Below are 19,659 nucleotides of genomic sequence, written 5' to 3' on the forward strand. Positions count from 1 at the left end.
TTGCTATGGGAGGTTGATGAAAAATGAAAGCACTTTATTTGGGCCACGCTGCGGTTTTGTTACAGACGGGAGAAAGAAATATACTGATCGATCCTTTTATAAACGAAAATCCGTCGTGCCCGATCAAAGTCCAGGATTTACCAAAAATCCATTATATCCTTGTTACCCATGGACATGGAGATCATCTTGGAGATACTGTTGAAATTGCAAAAAGAGATAGCTCAACTGTTATAACAAATTTTGAATTGAGCAGCCTTATATCAAGACATGGAATTTCAACCCATCCAATGCATATTGGCGGAAGATACACCTTTGAATTTGGCTCAGTTAAATTAACACCTGCCCTTCATGGGTCAAGCATTTCCGAGGGAGATACCCCTGTTTATGCCGGTAATCCATGCGGCTTTCTGATAGAAATTCATGATAAAAAAATTTACCACGCTGGTGACACAGGGCTAACGAAAGATATGGAACTACTCAGGCGCGAGAATATTGATCTGGCATTTCTGCCAATCGGAGGCAATTTTGTTATGGATCTTTGGGATGCTGTCGAGGCAGTCAAGATGATCTATCCAGAAATTGTTGTTCCAATACACTACAACACATGGGAAGTAATAAAATCTGATCCAGCTATATTCCAGAAAGAGGTAGAAAAATTAGGATTGAAATGCCGTGCCCTAAAACCTGGAGAATCAATTGAATTGTGAGGCGGTTCGTATGCGTATTTTATCTTCTATTTTTTTACTTATAGGAGTGCTGGCAATGTCAAATTTTATATATTATGTACCGGTGAATTTCACCTTCCCTGATGAATTTTATGAACGTGTAGGATCAAGAACTGCCAATTTTCAGTATATAGTTCTTTCGAAATCTAACTGTTTTGCCATAATTCTTAAAGGATGGCTTTTTCAGCCTGCTGAAGTTGTTCAACCAAAATCTTTTATTGTTGAAGTCACAACAGAAGATGGTTTTTACCAGATAAAAATTCCTCCCGTGAGAAAAGGAATTTATTTAAATCTGCCGGAACACCTTTTTGTTCTACCAGAAAATACAAAAAAGGTGAGTGTAAACAGCATAGAAATACCTCTTTTTTCTCTCGAATATTCTGTTGAAGAAACAAGAGGGCGGGATACTCCCGGTATCGAAATTCTTAACAGCTCATTTGAACCATCCTCGGTTTTTGACTATGGTGAACAGATTTTTGTGAAAGTGAGCGCTGGCAGAAAAAATACAGGAGGATATAGAGTGAGTGTAGATTCGCTAAATATTGAGGGTAGAACAATCAAAATTTCTGCGCATGTTGAATCCCCTTCGCCCAATACTCCAGTCATTCAGGTTATTACATATCCTGCTGCTCTTATAAAGATTGATGGACCGCTTGATGCTGGAGAATACAAGGTGATTTGTACACTTTCGGATAGTCAAAATGTGCAATTTGAGGTAGAATTTACAGTAGAATGATTTTGCTTCAGGGATCTGCAGGGAGAGATTATCGTGAACGTTTACGATTTCGAGTTTAAAAATGGAACTCTTTTTAAAATTAACTCCCACACAATACACTCTTATGTCGAGAAAGTTGATTTTGGCTACAAAATTATTCCGAAAGTGCCGTGTGATCAAAAAATAGAAGCATTCAGAATAAATTGCGATAAAGCAAAAGTTTTTTGCGATACAGCTATCGTTGGTGAAAATTATGTGGTAGGTTTTCTAAAACAAAACACGCTTATTTCGATTGAAAAAATACAAAATAATTTCATTGCCTATGTGGAACCTGGACAGGGTAATGACCTCGATCCCATCGTAATATTGCACGGGTATGAAAATAACTTCCTTATCAAAGAATATGTCAGGCTGGTATCTCAGGAAAATAATATAACCAAATCTGTAAAACCTTTGAAAGTTTTTTTTGCCGCTTCAAACAAACTGGAAAAAGTTGTAGGTGATGCGAAAAAATACAATTACCATGTAATTATGGCGAAAGATATCGATGATAAAGGTAACTTTGTCAACATCTGCCATAAAGAAGGGTTTCTCGCAGGCATTGAGGCAACTTTTAATTTGAATAAGCTTGAGCAAATGAGATCCTTAGGGTTCGACTTTTTCATAGTTTCTTTTGAAAAAAACAGTTACAAAGATATAGCTGCTGCAAGAGCAATTTTAAAAAATTCAATTTTGGTGGCAAAAAATATACCACCTCTTGCTGCAGCTGGATTGGCAGATGGTATCGTGCTAAATGGTTTGAACGTCAATAATCTCATTTTATACAGCCTCTTTAACAACAGTCTTGTAAGGTTTTATATTGAGATCACTGCACAAAACAAAGATTTGCTAAAAATTTCTTCTTTACTTAACTATGGCTTGGTGTGCAGCGAAATTTTCGAAACGTATTATCCACAATCTGTTGAAATAAAAAAGATATTCGATGGTTTTGAGGCAATATGCCTGAGTGAAGAGCCGAAAAAACTCACGATGGAAAATGGAAACATCAGAGTGAAAAATGTAGCAAATTCAGGATTGTTTAAATCAACAGTAGTTCGTGATGACGGTAGATTTTTCCATTTTTACAGAACGGGTGATAAGGGTGTTTGAATTAAGGTATAATCCTTTAACTGATGAATGGATAATAGTTTCTGCAGAAACACAAAAAAGGCCTGTACAGCCATCGCAAAAAAGCTGTCCTATTTGTGTTGGTGGCATAGAGCTTCCTGAGGATTACGATTTGGTGGCATTTGAGAATAGGTTTCCTTCATTGAAGAAAAATCCACCGGAGATCGAACAGGATGGCTTTTTCAAAAAAGACAGATCCTTTGGTATTTGCGAAGTAGTTGTATACACAAAAGATCACAACACCGCATTGCCTGGAATGCCAGTACAGCAAATAGAAAAACTCGTCAATATGTGGATTGACAGAACTGTTGAGTTATCAAAATATGAGTTCATCAAATATGTTTTTATTTTTGAAAATCGGGGAAAAGAGGTAGGAGCCAGTCTTCCTCATCCACATGGACAAATTTATGGATTTCCATTTCTCCCAAAAAGAATACAGGTCAAACTTGACTCTTTCAGAAAATACTATAAGGCCAATAAAAAATGTCCTATCTGCCAAATTGTAGATGTTGAATTACAGCGCAAAGAAAGGCTGGTTTATGAAACAGATAATTTTGTTGCCTTAGTCCCGTTTTATGCAAGGTTTCCCTTTGAAATTCATATTTATCCTAAAAAACATGTGGGCGCTCTGTATGAATTATCCTTGGAAGAACAAAGAGATTTTGCCCTGACGCTCAAGGTTGTAACCGCTAAATATGATAACCTTTTCGACCAGGAATTTCCTTATATGATGATGTTTTTTCAAAAGCCATTTAACATGAATGACGATGGTCTGTTTCATTTTCATGTTGAATTTAATCCACCAAAAAGAGATAAAGACAAAATTAAGTGGATGGCAAGTGTTGAGACAGGTACCTGGACGTTTATAAACCCTGTGGTACCTGAAGAAGCAGCAAAAATGCTAAGAAATACTGAGGTGGAGGGAATTGAATGACAAAATTCAGATCGCCTGGCAGGGTAAATATAATAGGAGAGCACACAGATTACAATAATGGGTTTGTTTTGCCTTTCGCTATTGATAAGTACATTGAGGTTGATGTAAGTTCATCAAATGAGTTCGTTTTTGTTTCACATACTATGAATGAAACTGTTGGGCTGAAGAAATATGAAAAACTCGGCAAATGGACTGACTACCTGATGGGAGTTATCTGGGCAATTGAAAAATCTGGTTGTGAAGTCAAACCGGTAAGAATTGATGTGTCATCGACTCTTCCCTTAGGAGCTGGTTTGTCGAGTTCTGCAGCTCTGGAAACAGCTGTTGCTTACGGACTGAATTCAGTTATGAATCTAAACCTCAGCAAAAAGCAGATTGTCGATGTGTGTGTCCGTGCAGAACGTGAGTTTGTTGGAGTACAGTGCGGAATCATGGACCAATTTACGGTTGTATTTGGAAAAAAAGATCATGCCATCTTCCTGGATACATTTAATTTAAGCTACGAATATGTGCCACTGAACCTCGGAGAATATGAATTTGCTTTGATCGATTCAAATACCAAACATGAACTTTCGTCTTCTGAGTACAACAAAAGACGTGAAGAGTGTGAAAGAATACTAAAAGCGCTGCATAAAAATTCTTTCAGGGAGATTACTTACGAAGATCTCAATCAGTTAGAGCCTGCTTTGAGAAAGCGAGCAAGGCATGTTCTTGACGAAAATAAGCGTGTAAATATGGCTGTGAGGGCGCTGAAAAAATCTGAAATGTTTTTACTTGGTAATCTTTTATATGAATCTCATGTTAGTTTGCGAGATCTTTATGAAGTTTCCTGTGAAGAAATAGATTTTATCGTTGGGTTCCTTAGAGGAAGACTTGGAATACTTGGGGCACGCATAGTTGGAGGAGGATTCGGGGGAAGTGTACTTGTTTTTGGAAGAAAAGGCTGTATAGAAGAAGCTTATCACGAGTTGAGGGACAGATATTACAAAATGTTTGGAATAACGCCGGAGTTGATCCATATAAAAAGCGATTGCGGTGTACATGCGGTGGTGTAAGTCAACTACCCACTGCCTATAGAGGCGGGGGCTTGAAAAGCTTAGTTGATTACCCTCAGCCACACAAGTGGCTACGTTAGACAGTTACACCCCGGGATGCTGCTCAAGTTCCAGGCTCTGTCGTGCAGGTCTAAACAGTCCTGAGAGGTAGGGACAGTGACAGACATAACAAGCCTGTCTAACATTGGGGATGAGCACATTACAGGGATAATCTCTGAGTTATCGTCAAAAGACGATTGGAGTGATTGTGTGGTTTATGTAATTTCAGTGGAAAGGAGGAATCAGCGCACTTTTTTTCATCTTAAAAAAGATGAAGTTTCCTGCGCTGGTTTATGATGAAAAAGACTTCGTCTGAGTGGTTAAAAAATGAGATAATCAGATATATAGTGAGAATGGGTTTAAGACCAGACGAGAAACTTCCCTCTGAAAGAGAACTTTCAGAGATGTTTTCTGTAAGTCGAACTACGGTACGTGAAGCGGTGAAAATGTTAGAAGAGAAAGGGATTGTTAAAGTAGAAGCTCCAAAGGGAATATTTGTTTCAAGTGAACCACATGAATTGATTTTCGAAGTCTCTTTTTCGACAAAGTTTGCCCCTACAAAAAATTTCATAATAGATTTGCTCAGAGTTAGAGGTGCAATGGAGGAGCTTGCAGTAGAACTTACTATAATGAACTCAAGAGATGCCGAAATATTCAGAGCTGTTGAAGATCTTAAGACCCTTAACCTGGTCGACCCAGATCAGGATATGAAATTTCACAGAAGATTTTTTGAGATGTCTGGAAATGCGGTTTTGATGAATTTCTTTGAGGCTTTTAATGATCTATTAAGTGTGATATGGCATCCACCGTTTGTCGAAAGAACTTTTGGTAGGGCAAGCCTACCCTACCATAAAGATCTTCTCCAGGCCATCGCCGATAGAAATTTGCATTCTGCGAAAGATGCAGTTAGAAAGATTATAGAGACAGATATCAAAATCCTGATTTCTTCATAGCAAAAAAAGCTTGCTGGAGATCTTCGATAAGTATCTCTGAATTCTCTAACCCTATGTGCAAACGCACAATTTTGTTTTTCTCAGTTAAACCTTCTCTATTAGTAGCAGCATAGGGCATAACAAGGCTTTCGTAGCCTCCCCAGCTTACAGCCTTTCTGAAGATTTTCAGAGCATTTGTAAATTTGATAATTTTCTCGATACTATCCACTCTGAGTTTGATACTCAGCAAACCACTGCCGCCTCTCATTTGTTTCTTTGCAAGTTCATATTGAGGATGGTTTTCATACAGTGGATAATAAATGTCTTCTACTTCTTTAACTGTTTTTAAGAAATCCACAATCTTCAAAGTATTTTCCATGTGTTTTTGCATCCTCAGATGGATAGTGCGTAATCCCCTGAGCAAAAGCCAGGCTTCAAATGGCCCTGGAGCAGCACCGATATTCATGAATTCTGTGTTAAAAATATAACGAATATCCCGTTCATTTCCTGCAACGATACCAGCTACGACATCGCTATGACCTCCTATGTATTTGCTTGCAGAATGAACAACGATGTCTATCCCGAGCTCTATTGGGTTTTGAAACAATGGTGTTGCCCAGGTATTATCAATAACTGTTTTTATATTTTTGTCCTTAGCGAACTCTGCGATGGCTGATAGGTCTTGAAGTTGAAAAGTAAAAGTTGTTGGACTTTCTAAAAAAAACAATTTTGTATTAGATTTTGTACTTTTTATAAAATCGTCCGGATTTTTTCCATCTACAAAAGTGACTTCCACACCAAAACGATTTAAATATTGCGAAAAAAGCCTGTTGGTCCAGCCATAAGCATCTTTCACACATACAACATGATCTCCACTCTTCAAGAAAGCCATTGTAGCTGCGCTGACAGCGGCTATTCCGGATGAAAAAAGTTTTGCACTTTCTGCTTTTTCAAGCGCGGCAATTTTCTTTTCAAGCACTTCAACTGTGGGATTTTTGCCTCGCGTATAAAGATGTGAATCAAATTCACTTAGCAAAGATTCCTGAAATTGCTCGAAACTTTCAAAAGAAAATATAGAGGTTTCGTAAATCGGTATACTGACTGGAGAGTACGAAAATCCATTTTCACCGAAGCTATGCAGAATTTTTGTTATATCCATTGGTTTCCTCCTCTCACTCCTTAACAGCACCTTGAGTTAAACCTTGAACAATATATTTTTGAGCAAAAGCGAAAATAAGCATCGCCGGCAATAATGCGATAATGACACCTGCTGACATAGCTCCCCAGTCTATATCTGCTTTTCCAACAAAGGAGTTTAGCCCAACAGGTATTGTTTTTTTGTGTTCGCTGTTTAAGAGCATTATCGCTAAAAAAAGCTCATTCCAGCAATTGACAAAAGCAAAACAAAATGTGGCTGCAAGTCCAGGAGCAGTAACAGGAAAGATAACTTTGAAAAGCATCTGGTGTCTTTTACATCCATCTATCAACGCGGCTTCTTCGATGCTTTCAGGTATTCTCTCAAAAAAGCCTTTCATCATTATAGATGAAAATGGTGTCATCATTCCAGTATATATGAAAATTAAAACCAGCAAATTGTCAACCATTCCAATTGGTCCGAGCATAACGTAGATAGAAGACATCAGCATAAATCCGGGGATGATCTGAGTAATAAAAAGCGTGAAAAAAATCATTTTGCTGCCGCGGAATTTTTTCCTCGCGAGCACATAGCCACTGAAAGAAGCAACGATCAATGCACTCAGGGCAGAGACAATTGAAACAAAGACACTGTTAAGCGTGTACTTGCTAAAATTGAGCGATCTCAGAAGATATTTGTAATTTTCAAAAGATACATTTTTTGGCCAGTATGTGATCGGGTAAGTATAAATTTCTGTGGCATCCTTTAATGAAGTTATTAGTGTCCAGTAAAGCGGAAACAAAGCACAAATTAGAAAAATACCAAGAGCAATGATTTTTAAAACCAGAAGAAGATTTTTCATCAAAATCCACCCTCACTGCGTGAAAACTTGAGATAAAAGTACGAATACAAAACAAGTATTGCCATTATAGTTACTCCTATTGCCGAGGCAATTCCGTAATTATATTCATTGTAGACCTTGCTTATGAGGAGAGTAGAAAGTATGTGTGAGCTTCCGGCTGGTCCTCCATTGGTCATTGAGAAAATGATATCGGGAAAATTGAAAATCCAGATAAATCTGATCAGCGTCGTGTTTACTATCACTGGCTTCACGTATGGAATAGTTACGCTGATAAAACGCCTGAAAGAATTGGCCCCATCTATCTTGGCTGCTTCATACAGTTCCTGAGGTACCGATTGTAGAGCAGCGAGAAGCATTATTGCAAAAAATGGCACGCCATACCAGATATTTGCGATAATCGCAGAATAAAGTGCATATTTTGGATCAGAAAGAAAAGCTATTCTTTCACTTATCAATCCAGCTCTCAATAAAAGATCGTTTATCACACCGGCAGACCCGTGAAACATCCACCTGTATTGAAGTCCTATTACAAAGCCAGAAACAGCCCATGGATAAAAAACGAGTCCTGTGTAAATACTTCTCCCTTTGAAAGGTTTTCTGAGCAAAAGAGCCAGTGAAAAACCCAGTGAAAACTGCACAATCAAAGAAACAAAAACCCATATAAATGTATTTTTTATAGCTAACAAAAACAGAGGATCTTTGAAAGCATCACAAAAGTTTTTGAAGCCAATGAATTTTTTAGTTAAAAAGTACATGTTGTAATCCTGAAATGCCATAAGTAAAGATCTTATGGCAGGTACAAAAATGACGAGAGAAATTAAAAGCAGTGTAGGGAGAATCATGTTCAATACGAAGTTTTTCTCTTTTCGCACGTTACCACTCTCTCCTCAAAAGGCGGGGTATTAACCCCGCCTGAATCTCATTTTGCTAGGTTGTATTCTTTTTTCCAGAAATCAGCCCACTCTTTTACGGCTTCATTCAAATTTTTTCTTCCAAGTATGATATTTTGAATGTCGTTTTTGTGCTTCTCTGCATAAGCTGGGAAACCCGGCATATGGACAGGTCTTTCGTAGAAAACGTATTTATCAGGATTTGTCAGTTCCTCATACCAGGCTTTGTATGGGCCTGTCGCGTAGTATGGATCAGAAAACGCAGATTTGCAATTTGGTATTGTACCGTTGAGTTTTGAAAAACGAGCGTTCACTTCTGGTGAAGACAGGAACTTAATTAATTCCCAGGCTTCTTTTTTATATTTTGAATAAGAAGCAATACCCCAACCAGCATTTCCATAGTCTAAATAAACTTTTCCGTGAGGTCCGACAGGCATTGGGGCAACACCGTAAAGATTGCTATCCCCAAGTCTTCGCTCAACTATTGGAACAGTATCGGGATCCTGTATCAAAAAAGGCGTCATGCCAGAAACAAAACCATTTACCTGTTCTGCCCATCCCCAGTTAAGCGAATCTTTTGGCGAGCAATCCCTGTACAGATTAATCCACATTTTTAACCCTTCAATTGCGCCAGGTGTATCGTGATACGGAATTCCGTCTGTTGTGAGATATCCTCTGTCCGGGTTAGGGTCGATATTGGGAACATATGACATTATAACTATCTCTGAAAAAGAGTGCTCACTTGATCCTCCTCTGAAAGCAAAACCGTATTTATTTTCAGAAGGGCTGGTCAATTTTTTAGCATATTCATAAAGTTCTTCCATAGTTTTTGGAACAGGCATGTTATTTTGTTCAAGGATATCTTTTCTGTAGAAAAGTGCTTTTATGAAAAATCCATAAGGTATGTAATAAACTTTCCCATCAATTTTAGTAGCGGCTTTCTTTGTCAGATCTAAAAGATCGTCCCATCCACTCCAGGAAGTGGCAAAATCGGTTAAATCTGCCAGGTTCTTGTTATTTGCATGAATTGCCAGAAAATTATCTCTTACTTCAAACACATCAACTTTCTGTTTTGTGTTCAGCATCATTATAAGCTTTTGATCTGAACTTTCGTAAGGTGGGGAAATCAGTTCAACTTTGATATCTGGGTGTGCCTTTTCAAATTCGTCAAGAAGTTGCCTGAGCAATTCTGTTCTGGCAGGACTTGTAATTGTTTCAACCATTGTAAGTGTAATGCTAAACATGAATACGACAGCAAAAAATACCAGAGAGATTGTTAAAAAACGCCTCATGAACTCACCTCCTCTTTTGGTATCATTATCATACCATGATGTCATGATTTATGTCAAACAAGATCGAAATATCTTCCAGTGTAGCATATGTTACAGAATCAGGTCTGTGCAACTGGTAAGCTTAATGTAGGAGGTGTGTATATGATTTATGATATGAACAGCGCAAAGATTGTTGTAAAAAACGAAGCCGTCGATGCAAGAAAAATATACGAAAAACATGTTGTTGTAGCGCACATTTCCATACAGCCCAATAAAGTTCTGGAGAAACACTCTTCTGATACAGATGCTTTGATGTATGTCCTTGAGGGAAAAGCGAAAGTCACAATAAATGATCAAACGGTACTTTTATCGAAAGACCAAATAGTTGAATTTCCAAAAAATGTAATGCATGAGATTGAAAACATAGGTAATGATGTTCTGAGAATACTGGTGTTCAAATACCCCGAAGAGTGAAGATTATCTACCACCTTTTTTAAAGAATACTGTATAAAGTGTTTGTAATATGATTTTCAGATCGATCAATATATTTCGGTTTTTTACGTACCACAAATCATAGCTTAGCTTGACTCTGGTTTCTTCTATTGTTTCTGAATAAGGATAGTTTATCTGCGCCCAGCCAGTCAGGCCCGGTTTTATGTTATGACGGTAACTATAAAAAGGTATCAGGGCACTATAGCGGTCAACAAATTCTGGTTGTTCCGGTCTTGGACCTACTATACTCATTTTTCCTATTAAAATGTCATAAAACTGTGGAATTTCATCAAGCCTGAATGGCCGCATCCATTTACTTATTTTCATCATTCTATGGACTTCTTGACTGGCCAATTTTGCCTCTTTGTTCTCTCCTTTCATGGTTCTGAACTTGTGTATTGTAAATGGTTCTAAATTTAATCCAATTCTCTTCTGGCGAAAAATAACAGGTAGGCCATCTTCAAGCAGTATGCAAATTGATATAAGAATCACCAGTGGAGAAAAAAGAACCAGTCCAACAATACTTCCAGCTATGTCTAAAATTCTCTTTGCAGGACTTGGCATATATTCTCGTTGAAAAACCGCTTTGTAGTATTCCTCGAAAAGCTCCAGCAATTCAACAGGGATTCTTTTAAGGGTGTCTTCAGCTAAATGAGGTAAGTAGATCACCCGCTTTCCATTCTGCCTGGCTTGCATTATTAAATCTTGTGCCTGTGGCTCCAAGGAAGGATCAGCAATCAACAATTTATCAATTACCGCAGAAAGCTTTATTTTTTCTTCCATAGCAACCGTATGAGGATTTGTGTAGGCATAAACTCTTATCTTTCCCAAAGATGCTTTTTCTATTTCTGCCATGATTGCCTTAATTCTTTCGTTCGTACCGATTACAAGATAGTACTGAGGTTTTATCTTCTTGAACTGAATATTCCATAAAATATTTGAAATTATTGGAAAATAAATAGCACTGAGCAAAAATGATACCAGAAACATTTTCTGTGAGAAAGAAACTGAGGTTAACAAAACTATCAGTAACATAATGAGATGAGCAAAAAATGAGCCAAGAATATAAGATATGAAACAGCTACTCAGACTGGAAAGTATATCCACTTCATAACCCTTGAAAGAGTAAATGACAACAAATAAAAAAACATTTAAGAAAGCATATATGTAAAAAGTTCTCCACGGGATTATTAATAGCTGAACAGCTATCAAAGAAAACAATTGTAATAAAAACACCGACGTTTTCAAGGACATAAACCGCTTCTTCACAGTATTCCTCCATTTGAAATAATTTTTGCCACGAAAATTATATCTCAGGAATACTGTGGCGGTCAAATAATGAAAAAATGTGGATTAAATTCTAATTTTGTAACATTGATATATTGCTTTATTATAGAGTTCGCACGGCTTATTTTAATTTATAGATTATATTTTACATTATTCGCTCGACAAACTATTGCCCAATTGCTCTATCATTTGTTTGGCTTCCTCATTGAAATTTTTCCACTGAAATACAGCATCCTGAGCCTTTAGCCACAGTTCCCGAAGTGAATTCAATGTTGATAAAGATTCTGATAACTTATTTCGCAGCTGTTCTTCCCTTTTTTGCGAATCTGCCAACTTCTTTACCAAAGCATCTATCTGATCTTGTTTTTGTTGCAGGGCATCTGTCAGATTTGTCACAGAACCATCGGCTGTTTCAAGAAGCATCGTGAGAGATTGAATTTGTTCGTTTGCATTTGCCAATTCTTCTTCCAATTCTTCGATTTGTTTCTCTCTTTGATAAAGCATTTCCTGCAAAGTTGTTATGGAAGCTTGTGCATCCGAGAGTTGATCAGTTAACATGAATATTTGCTCATCTTTTTCTTTTACAAGCTTTGTTGCTGTAGCAGGTACTGTACCTTCTAAAATAGAAATATATTCATCTTTTTTCTCAATTAACTCTTTTTGACTTTTGTTGATATTTTCTTGATTCTGGAGTTGCTGTTTCAAATTGTTTATCATATCATCTTTTTTTCTAAGCTGATTTTCCAGGTCAGCTATTAACCTGTCTCTTTCATGTAAAGACGTCTGTAGATTTGTTACACTGGCAGTCATACTTTCAAGCTGATTTTGAAGATCTTCTACCTGCTTGTTCGATGTTTCTAATTGATTTTCCAGCTTGTCAACATATCCTTTGTTTTTCTGAAGAATCGACAGAATTAGATCAAATTTCTCGCTGTGTATATCGATATACTCTTTCTTTCCCACCCAGGTATGCAACTCTGAATCGAGCATGTATTCAATTTCATACTCAGTTTTGCTTTCGAATTCCGTAATATAAAACACGTCTTTTGCAAGCAAAAACATACAGATTAAAACAAACAAAACTATAAGGATCCTTGCTTTCATTCCAATCCCCCCAATGTCATCTTTTCATGTAGGAAATTATAACATAAGAGATAAAATCAATATGATGCAAGGTAGAGGTATTGATTTTTTAGGATTTTATAAATGATTCCTATACCATAAGTATCTTTGATTTGATCTTCCATTGAACTCAACTGATTGACAAATTATCAAGTTTTCGTTTGCGTTTTATTATATTACAACTCTGCGTTATATATAGTTCAAACCAGGGCGCTTGCCTTTCATTCAGCCTTTAAAAAAGAGAGGGCTTCCCCGGGGGAAATGTAAATTTGGTTGATGTCAATATCAGTAAATTCACCCCGATCGGAGAAGCTGTTACAGTAAGAGCAAGTTAAAATCATGATTCAGGTTTTCAAAAGATGTTGCGATTTGTTTTTCAAAAGATTCAATAAATTGTTCGTGCTGAATTATAGGGTTTTCCAGTTTATTTATCATTGAAATAATGCTGCTTTTCTCTGGTCCTCCCAATACTTTTCTGATTTCTATAAAATGCTCGCACGACAAAATGTGCTGAAATTCCTCTGGATTGATTTCCATTTCTGGTTTTTCTTTTAGATGTTCTTTGATTACATTGCTGAAGTTTTCGAAGTTCAAACCAGTTTTGACAACCTCAGAGACTATCAGGTGGGCTTTACGGAAACTTATTCCAAAACGCCTGACCAGTTCGTCAGCAAGTTCAGTGGATGTTGCCCCAAACTGGGCAGCTATTTCTCTTACTCTATCTGTTCTCACGATGACTTTTTCAACCATTTCACTCAGCAAAATTAGAACCTGGTTTGAAATATCCATCGCGTTCAAAAACTCACGAAGGACAAAATCTCCATTTTCATTTACGTCTTGATACGGTACATTCAGAAAGACATTTTCAATATTGCTGAAGGCGTTTGCTGCCATGTTTGCCCTTAGCCTAAGATGTTCTAAAACAACCGGGTTTCTTTTTTGAGGCATTATGCTGCTGATTTGAACAAGTTCATTCGGAAATTGCAACACGCCCACTTCGCTCGATGATTTGTGCATTATATCTTGGATGAACCTGGTAATATCAATCATTAGATTTCTCAACAATGCACCTGGTAAAGTAATCCAGTGAGAGGTTGATATAGCCTGATACGAATTTTCCAGAGGCCTGTTGAAACCTAAGTAATTGCTCACAAGATTCCTATCTATGGAAAAACCAGTAGTGGTTATCGCTCCAGCACCCATAGGGCACTCGTTGACAATATCAAATGTTTCAATAAGCTTTTTCGATACTTGAGTCAATTCTCCCGAAAAAGCGAGCAGATAATGGGCAAAACTTGATGGTTGAGCTGGCTGACCATGCGTGTAGAGAAGAAATACTGTGTCGATATTTTGCCCAGCTTTCCTGATAAATTGTTTTATCAAATTAAGTAATTCTTTCTCAAACTGGATTAAAACGTTTCTCAAAGCCATTCGAAATATTGTTGCATCAATATCATTTCTACTCCTTGCTGTATGCAAAAAGCCCGCCACATCTTCGCCTATGAGATCGCCAAGCTTTTTTTCAAAGAGTAAAACCAGATCTTCAACATTCTCAGGTAATTCTTTCACTTTTTCATTCTGCAATTTTTTCAACCCGGTGGCTATTTTGAATACCACATCATCTGGAAGAATTCTACACTTATGAAGCATCAATAGATGAGCTTTATTCAGCTGATGATAATGGTCGATCATCTTTTTCCAGTTTTCAAAAGAGCTATCCAGAACGATGTTTTTATAAACCTGTGAAAATCTCATGGAACCAGCTCCAGTACTTGTGCAGCGTTTTTGTATAAAACCATATCAATTTCCTCATCACTATAGCCGACATGGACCATAGCTCTGATTTGTTCGTCAAGATAAGCCTTGCAAAAACCCCTCGGGAACCAGCTTGAATCTGTTCCAAAAATAATTCTTTCTGGTCCTATTGTTTCTCGATATTTTCTAAAAAGTGCCTCGAGATTAACTTCATACGGCATCCATCGCATCCATTGATTGGAGCCGCTTGTATCGATATAAACATTTGGGCACGCCCAGCATAGATTCAATGTCTCAAAGACATAGCCACAACCAAAATGTGGTACGATAAATTTAATTTTTCTGAATTTTTTTGCCACATCGTGGATTATCAAAGGATTGATATTCACATGATAAGCAATCCCTCCTGCAGCGCCCATTATCCCGAAATGAATCAGCACAGGCAGTTCAAAGTGATTCGCAACTTCCCAGACTGGATACAAACTTTTATCATTCAGCGGTGTATCGACAGTTGGACCCAATATTTTGTATCCTTTAAGCCCTTTTTCAACAGATTTTTCTAAAATTTCTGCTGCGTCTTTTGTTGAAGGATCATGGTGCGCATAGCCAATAAATTTATCAGGGTGTTTTTTCACAAGATTTATCATGTTCTCATTTCCACCAGACGTTACAAAAACGACTTTTTCGATGTCATATTTCAAAGTTTCCTGATACCAGAGTTCCGCAATTTCATCAAAATTGCTGATTTCGATTGGTTTTTCAAATCTCCATGCCTTAAACCATTTTTCGTTCTCATGTCTTAACCATGGCTCTTCGATATCTTTTTTTATTTTAAACATATAAGGAAAATGAACATGCGAATCGATCAGCTTCATCAGATCACCCTTTCAGCCCTGAAAGCATTATTCCCCGTATTATTTGTCTCTGGAATATCAAAAATATTATTATCAAGGGAAATGTTGAGACAGTCGCTCCAGTCATTATTAACTCCCATCTCATCAGGTTTTCGCTTGAAAAATATGAAAGGCCAACAGGTAAAGTATACATTTTAGAATTTGAAGCCACTATAAGAGGCCAGAGAAAAGCATTCCAGTTACCTATGAAATTCAGTATTGCAAGAGAGGCTAAAGCTGGTTTTACTAATGGTAAAGCCACTTTGTAAAATATTCCAAATTCTGATACTCCATCAATCCTTGCTGCATCGAGGAGATCATCCGGTATCGTTTCCATAAATTGCCTCATCAAGAAAATTCCGAAAGCCGTTATCATGCCAGGAAACATGATGCCCCAGTAAGTGTCAATCCACCCCAGCTTCGATGACATCACATACCAGGGAATTATCAGCATTTCTGTGGGAATCATCAGAGTGCTGAGTATGAATATAAAGATTATATTTCTGCCAGGAAATTTGAATTTTGCAAGAGTATAACCAACGAGAGAGTCGAAAAATAAAACAGATAGCGTTGTTGACAGAGCCACGATCAGACTGTTCAAAAACCACTTTGGAAACAATGAGTAGCTCAAGATCTGCCTGTAATTACTGAGTGTAGGATTTTCTGGTAGAATCTTTGGGCGATATACCTCTCTAAAAGGCTTTAGAGACGAAAGAACCATCCATACAAATGGAAAAACCATCACAACAATGAGCAATGTCAAAATTACATAACTCAAAATCTTTACTGTCTTATCCATCTTCGACACAACATCACCGCCTCAATACTGAACCTTTTTGTTTAGCACCCTTAATTGAAGCACAGTTATTCCAAGTATTATCAAAAAAAGAATAGTTGTTGCTGCTGACGCGGTACCCATCTCAAAAGATTTGAATGCTTTCTGGTAAATATACAAAACGAGCGGCTTGGTAGAATTTAAAGGACCTCCAGACCCTTGATCCGTCATATTATAGACTTGAGTAAAGATTCTCAGAAAAATAATAGTCTCCATGACGGTGAGAAACACAATCACAGGGTTTAAAAGTGGAATAGTTATTCTGACTAAAACTTGCCTTCTATTTGCGCCATCTATCCTGGCGGCTTCTATATACTCTTTTGGTATAGTCTGCAATCCAGCTAAAAATATAATCACACAGTAGCCAAGTTCAACCCAGACAGTTGTCGCGACTATTGATGGTAAAGCTTGCGCTGTATCTGAAAGAAAAGTCCCGGTCGGCAAACCAATGGCAGAAAGAAAGTTGTTTATAACACCAATTGGCGGTCTTTGATACATCCACCGCCAGACCCAGCTTACAGCCACAAGGGGTGTTATGTACGGTATTACGTATACCAGCCTGTATAAACTTTGAAATTTCGTTATGTTATTTAAGAGTAACGCCAGGCCAAGTGATAGAATTATCACAACTGGGACCCCAAGGATAACATATTTAAGCGTGTTGAAAAGCGATATTCTAAAAACCTCATCTTGAAAAATTTTCACATAATTTTCTATTCCCACGAATTTTTTTACGGGCGATATTATGTTCCAGTTAGTAAAGCTTATATAAAAAGCGTAAATCATAGGGTAAAAACGTATAAAAATGAAAAAAGCTAAAGGTAGACTTAGAAACATATAGGCGGTCAAAACTTTTTTTTGGCGGAGTTTCAAAACCATCACCTCTCAAAAAAGCGCGGCTTCAAGCCGCGCTTGTGTTATTTGCCGATGCCTTTCCAGAACTCATCAAGTACTTTCTGTTCTGTTTCTGCTGATTGCTTGAAAGCTTCTTCCGGAGAAATACCCTTCAACCAGACCTTATCTACAGCATCCATTATTACCTGTCTTTGCTCTTTTTCATCAACAAAGAATGTTGCATGGGCGTACTCAAGTCCTTTCAAGAAAGGACCATATACTGGATCATCATAGTATTTTTCCGCAACTTTCGGATTTGCTGGCAATTCGCCTACTTTCTCGAGCCATAATTGCATAGATTTTTCACTTGCAAGGAATTTAAGAAATTTGATCGCAGCGCTTAATTTCTCACCGGTTGCGTTCTTCGTGATAGCATTTGCCCAGAAAGAGGCAAAATTGGATTTAATACCGTTGTATTCAGGTAACTCTGCTACACCAAAGTTTATCCCTGCATTCTTGAGTGCGCCTATCCGGAAAGAGCCATCAATATTCATAGCTGCTGATTGGGACATAAAAGCTGTTATGTCATCATTCATGAAACCTGGATAACCAACTTTGTGAACAGTTATCAAATCTGTGTAAAATTTGAGTGCTTCCGGTACATTCTGGTACGTAACTTTTTTATAATCTTCGCTGTAAGGGGCTCCACCAAATTGTCTTACAAGTACTTCTCTGATCCAATGGTGACCTTGCCCCGAAGGTTGTGTGGCCATACCTGCCTGAACGATATTACCCTGCTTGTCATATTTCGTGAGTTTTCTGGCATATTCAACCAATTCATGAAGAGTCTTCGGTGGCCTGTCTGGATCCAGTCCGGCCTCTTTGAAAAGATCTTTGTTCCAGAACAATGCAAGACTTCTGACCGCTATTGGAAGTGCATAATATTCTCCAAGAAATTCCACTCCTTTTTGTACAAAAGCGAAGAAGTTTTGATTAAAATACTCATCGTTGAATTCATCTCTTGGAAGTGGTTGAAGATATCCAGATGTGACATATTTCGGGATCCATCCATAATATAAGTTCACTACATCTGGTCCTGTACCAGCCGGAACTGATGCGGCTACTTTCTCATTGAATGTCTCGTAAGGGAATGTAACGTGTTCAACTTCAATATCCGGGTAAAGTTTTTCAAATTCCTTTATCAGTTCATCGATCGCTTTGACTTTCGTTTCGAAATAATACTGCCAGTACACAATCTTTGTTTTTGCTGAAACAGAAATCAAGAAAAACATTACCAAAAGAATCACCCAAAATGCCCTTTTCATGATGATCCACCTCCTCAATCCACCACAAAGAACTCCTTTTGAACCAAATAATTTGCGCCAACAATCACTCCCATATCTCCAAGCTCTGATTTTTTGAACGATATGCTTTGGAATATTTCTGCCGGTACTGTTTTTTCAAAAACAGGCATGATTTTTTCAATAATTTTGTCGTATTGATTAAAACCAATCCCACCCGTGATAACCACAACTTCCGGATCAAGCAGGCAAATAGCATTTACCATAGCAAGAGCAAGATGTTCGCATGCTTCATTTAAGATGTTGTTTAAATCTTCTGAGCTTGCCGTTCTTCCAAAAAAGTCTTTTAAAGACATATTTTCTCCGATTTCTTTTAATTTTTTCTCAAGTGCATATCCAGAGAACCATTTTTCTAAGTTGCCGAATGGAAAATCATTATATTTTTCACGCGACCAATCAGTAATCATGTATCCTATTTCCCCTGCCATGCCTCTTGAGCCGTTGCACATGTGCCTATCTAATATGATCCCAGCACCGGTACCGGTACCAAGTGAAATAAGTAAAACATTTTTGTGTCCTCTGGCAGCTCCTTTCCACATTTCGCCAAGTGCGTTCAAATTTACATCATTTGCAACTAATGTAGGGAGATCGACCTCTTTTTGCACCATCGACTTTAATTCAATGTTTCTGAGATTAAATGCTGGCATATAATATACGAATCCATTTTTCATATCAACTGTTCCAGGAACTCCAATGCCTATTCCAAGGATTTTTTCTCTTTCCTCAAGAAAAGGAGAAATATTTTTGCAAATTAAGTTGAGAAGATCGTCTTTTCTCGTAACGCCCTTTGAAGAAACCACTCTGGTTTCAATTACTCTGCTTTCCAGATCTGTAAGGGCAACTCTTAACTTGGTTCCACCAACATCGATTGCAATTATGTAACGGTAGTCTGGTTTAAATTCAAGCAAAATAGGTCTCTTACCACCTTTCGAAGAACTTTTTCCCTTTTTCACCTCCCTTATCACTCCCAAACTGATGAGCCCTGATACAATCTCGGAAACAGCGGGTTTACTCAAACCAGTTTGAAGGGATAATTTCGATCTCGAGATATGACCTGACCTTCTTAAAATTCTCAGAATCTCGCGTTCGGAGTTTTTCTGTATCAAGAAATATGCCCCCTTGTATGTTAGTTATCTTTCTTTACTAACTGTAGACACAAACCGCGTGATCTGTCAAATTCAATAAAACCATACAATAATTGACAAAAAGCATTTATTAGAAATTTGCGTACATATTCTTTGTTTACCTTCAAAATTCTTGCATTTTCAACAAGATAACAATAAATTAGTTTCCAACAAAAGATCTTAATTAAATGTCTTGTTGATTTTGCCGTAAAAAAGCGGTTCAAATATTAT

At 37.6% G+C, this 19,659-nt stretch carries 20 protein-coding genes; 8 read left to right on the top strand and 12 right to left on the bottom strand.

Annotated features, from left to right (window positions below; all coding sequences use genetic code 11):
• Positions 1-23 precede the first annotated feature (23 nt).
• The 7 genes from TLET_RS05630 (at position 24) to TLET_RS10670 (ending at position 5,588) form a co-directional block, all read left to right on the top strand.
• Positions 24-707: a metal-dependent hydrolase gene (locus tag TLET_RS05630; RefSeq protein WP_012003146.1), complete on the top strand. Its 684-nt coding sequence runs from the start codon at positions 24-26 to the stop codon at positions 705-707.
• Positions 708-717: 10 nt separating this feature from the next.
• The gene (locus TLET_RS05635; RefSeq protein ID WP_041428418.1) at positions 718-1,461 is read left to right on the top strand and encodes a protease complex subunit PrcB family protein; all 744 of its coding nucleotides are present in this window, start codon (positions 718-720) and stop codon (positions 1,459-1,461) included.
• Positions 1,462-1,494: 33 nt separating this feature from the next.
• Positions 1,495-2,589: a hypothetical protein gene (locus TLET_RS05640; protein WP_012003148.1), complete on the top strand. Its 1,095-nt coding sequence runs from the start codon at positions 1,495-1,497 to the stop codon at positions 2,587-2,589.
• Positions 2,582-3,541, top strand: coding sequence for a galactose-1-phosphate uridylyltransferase (gene galT / locus TLET_RS05645; protein ID WP_012003149.1), 960 nt, complete (start codon positions 2,582-2,584; stop codon positions 3,539-3,541). Before TLET_RS05640 ends, galT begins: the two co-directional genes overlap by 8 nt.
• A complete protein-coding gene (locus TLET_RS05650; RefSeq protein WP_012003150.1) occupies positions 3,538-4,596 on the top strand; it encodes a galactokinase in 1,059 nt (352 codons plus the stop codon). The genes galT and TLET_RS05650 overlap by 4 nt, the downstream gene beginning before the upstream one ends.
• Positions 4,597-4,752: 156 nt before the next feature.
• Complete coding sequence (locus TLET_RS05655) at positions 4,753-4,932, top strand: hypothetical protein (RefSeq protein WP_028844054.1); 180 nt, start codon at positions 4,753-4,755, stop codon at positions 4,930-4,932.
• Complete coding sequence (locus TLET_RS10670; RefSeq protein ID WP_012003151.1) at positions 4,929-5,588, top strand: FadR/GntR family transcriptional regulator; 660 nt, start codon at positions 4,929-4,931, stop codon at positions 5,586-5,588. Before TLET_RS05655 ends, TLET_RS10670 begins: the two co-directional genes overlap by 4 nt.
• Here the strand turns inward: TLET_RS10670 and aar are convergent.
• Genes aar through TLET_RS05680 form a run of 4 tightly spaced genes read right to left on the bottom strand, consistent with a single transcriptional unit; the run spans position 5,566 to position 9,746 of the window.
• Positions 5,566-6,726 carry a bifunctional L-alanine/L-glutamate racemase gene (gene aar, locus TLET_RS05665; protein ID WP_012003152.1) on the bottom strand — a complete coding sequence of 387 codons (1,161 nt, stop codon included), beginning with the start codon at positions 6,724-6,726 and terminating at the stop codon, positions 5,566-5,568. The genes TLET_RS10670 and aar overlap by 23 nt on opposite strands.
• Before the next feature lie 13 nt (positions 6,727-6,739).
• Entirely contained in the window at positions 6,740-7,564 is an 825-nt protein-coding gene (locus tag TLET_RS05670; RefSeq protein WP_012003153.1) for a carbohydrate ABC transporter permease, read from the bottom strand.
• Positions 7,564-8,436, bottom strand: coding sequence for a carbohydrate ABC transporter permease (locus TLET_RS05675; RefSeq protein WP_012003154.1), 873 nt, complete (start codon positions 8,434-8,436; stop codon positions 7,564-7,566). The genes TLET_RS05670 and TLET_RS05675 overlap by 1 nt, the downstream gene beginning before the upstream one ends.
• Positions 8,437-8,483: 47 nt before the next feature.
• A complete protein-coding gene (locus tag TLET_RS05680) occupies positions 8,484-9,746 on the bottom strand; it encodes an ABC transporter substrate-binding protein (RefSeq protein ID WP_012003155.1) in 1,263 nt (420 codons plus the stop codon).
• A 141-nt stretch (positions 9,747-9,887) separates the two neighbouring features.
• Here TLET_RS05680 and TLET_RS05685 point away from each other — a divergent pair, with 141 nt between their 5' ends.
• Positions 9,888-10,199, top strand: a complete 312-nt coding sequence (locus TLET_RS05685) for a cupin domain-containing protein (RefSeq protein WP_049753350.1) — start codon at positions 9,888-9,890, stop codon at positions 10,197-10,199.
• 3 nt (positions 10,200-10,202) lie between these two features.
• Here TLET_RS05685 and TLET_RS05690 read toward each other — a convergent pair whose 3' ends face one another.
• From TLET_RS05690 to TLET_RS05725, 8 genes are all read right to left on the bottom strand, one after another.
• Positions 10,203-11,486, bottom strand: a complete 1,284-nt coding sequence (locus TLET_RS05690; RefSeq protein WP_012003157.1) for an exopolysaccharide biosynthesis polyprenyl glycosylphosphotransferase — start codon at positions 11,484-11,486, stop codon at positions 10,203-10,205.
• A gap of 168 nt (positions 11,487-11,654) precedes the next feature.
• A complete protein-coding gene (locus TLET_RS05695; protein WP_012003158.1) occupies positions 11,655-12,608 on the bottom strand; it encodes a coiled-coil domain-containing protein in 954 nt (317 codons plus the stop codon).
• A 333-nt stretch (positions 12,609-12,941) separates the two neighbouring features.
• Positions 12,942-14,381, bottom strand: coding sequence for an argininosuccinate lyase (gene argH, locus TLET_RS05700; protein ID WP_012003159.1), 1,440 nt, complete (start codon positions 14,379-14,381; stop codon positions 12,942-12,944).
• Entirely contained in the window at positions 14,378-15,256 is an 879-nt protein-coding gene (locus tag TLET_RS05705) for an amidohydrolase family protein (RefSeq protein ID WP_012003160.1), read from the bottom strand. The genes argH and TLET_RS05705 overlap by 4 nt, the downstream gene beginning before the upstream one ends.
• A gap of 4 nt (positions 15,257-15,260) precedes the next feature.
• Positions 15,261-16,073: a carbohydrate ABC transporter permease gene (locus tag TLET_RS05710; protein WP_038051934.1), complete on the bottom strand. Its 813-nt coding sequence runs from the start codon at positions 16,071-16,073 to the stop codon at positions 15,261-15,263.
• Between the two features lie 21 nt (positions 16,074-16,094).
• Positions 16,095-16,982, bottom strand: coding sequence for a carbohydrate ABC transporter permease (locus tag TLET_RS05715; RefSeq protein WP_012003162.1), 888 nt, complete (start codon positions 16,980-16,982; stop codon positions 16,095-16,097).
• A 44-nt stretch (positions 16,983-17,026) separates the two neighbouring features.
• A complete protein-coding gene (locus TLET_RS05720; RefSeq protein ID WP_012003163.1) occupies positions 17,027-18,268 on the bottom strand; it encodes an extracellular solute-binding protein in 1,242 nt (413 codons plus the stop codon).
• A gap of 14 nt (positions 18,269-18,282) precedes the next feature.
• The gene (locus TLET_RS05725; protein ID WP_012003164.1) at positions 18,283-19,410 is read right to left on the bottom strand and encodes an ROK family transcriptional regulator; all 1,128 of its coding nucleotides are present in this window, start codon (positions 19,408-19,410) and stop codon (positions 18,283-18,285) included.
• Between the last annotated feature and the right edge of the window lie 249 nt (positions 19,411-19,659).

The organism is Pseudothermotoga lettingae TMO (assembly GCF_000017865.1).
GTDB lineage: Bacteria > Thermotogota > Thermotogae > Thermotogales > DSM-5069 > Pseudothermotoga_B > Pseudothermotoga_B elfii.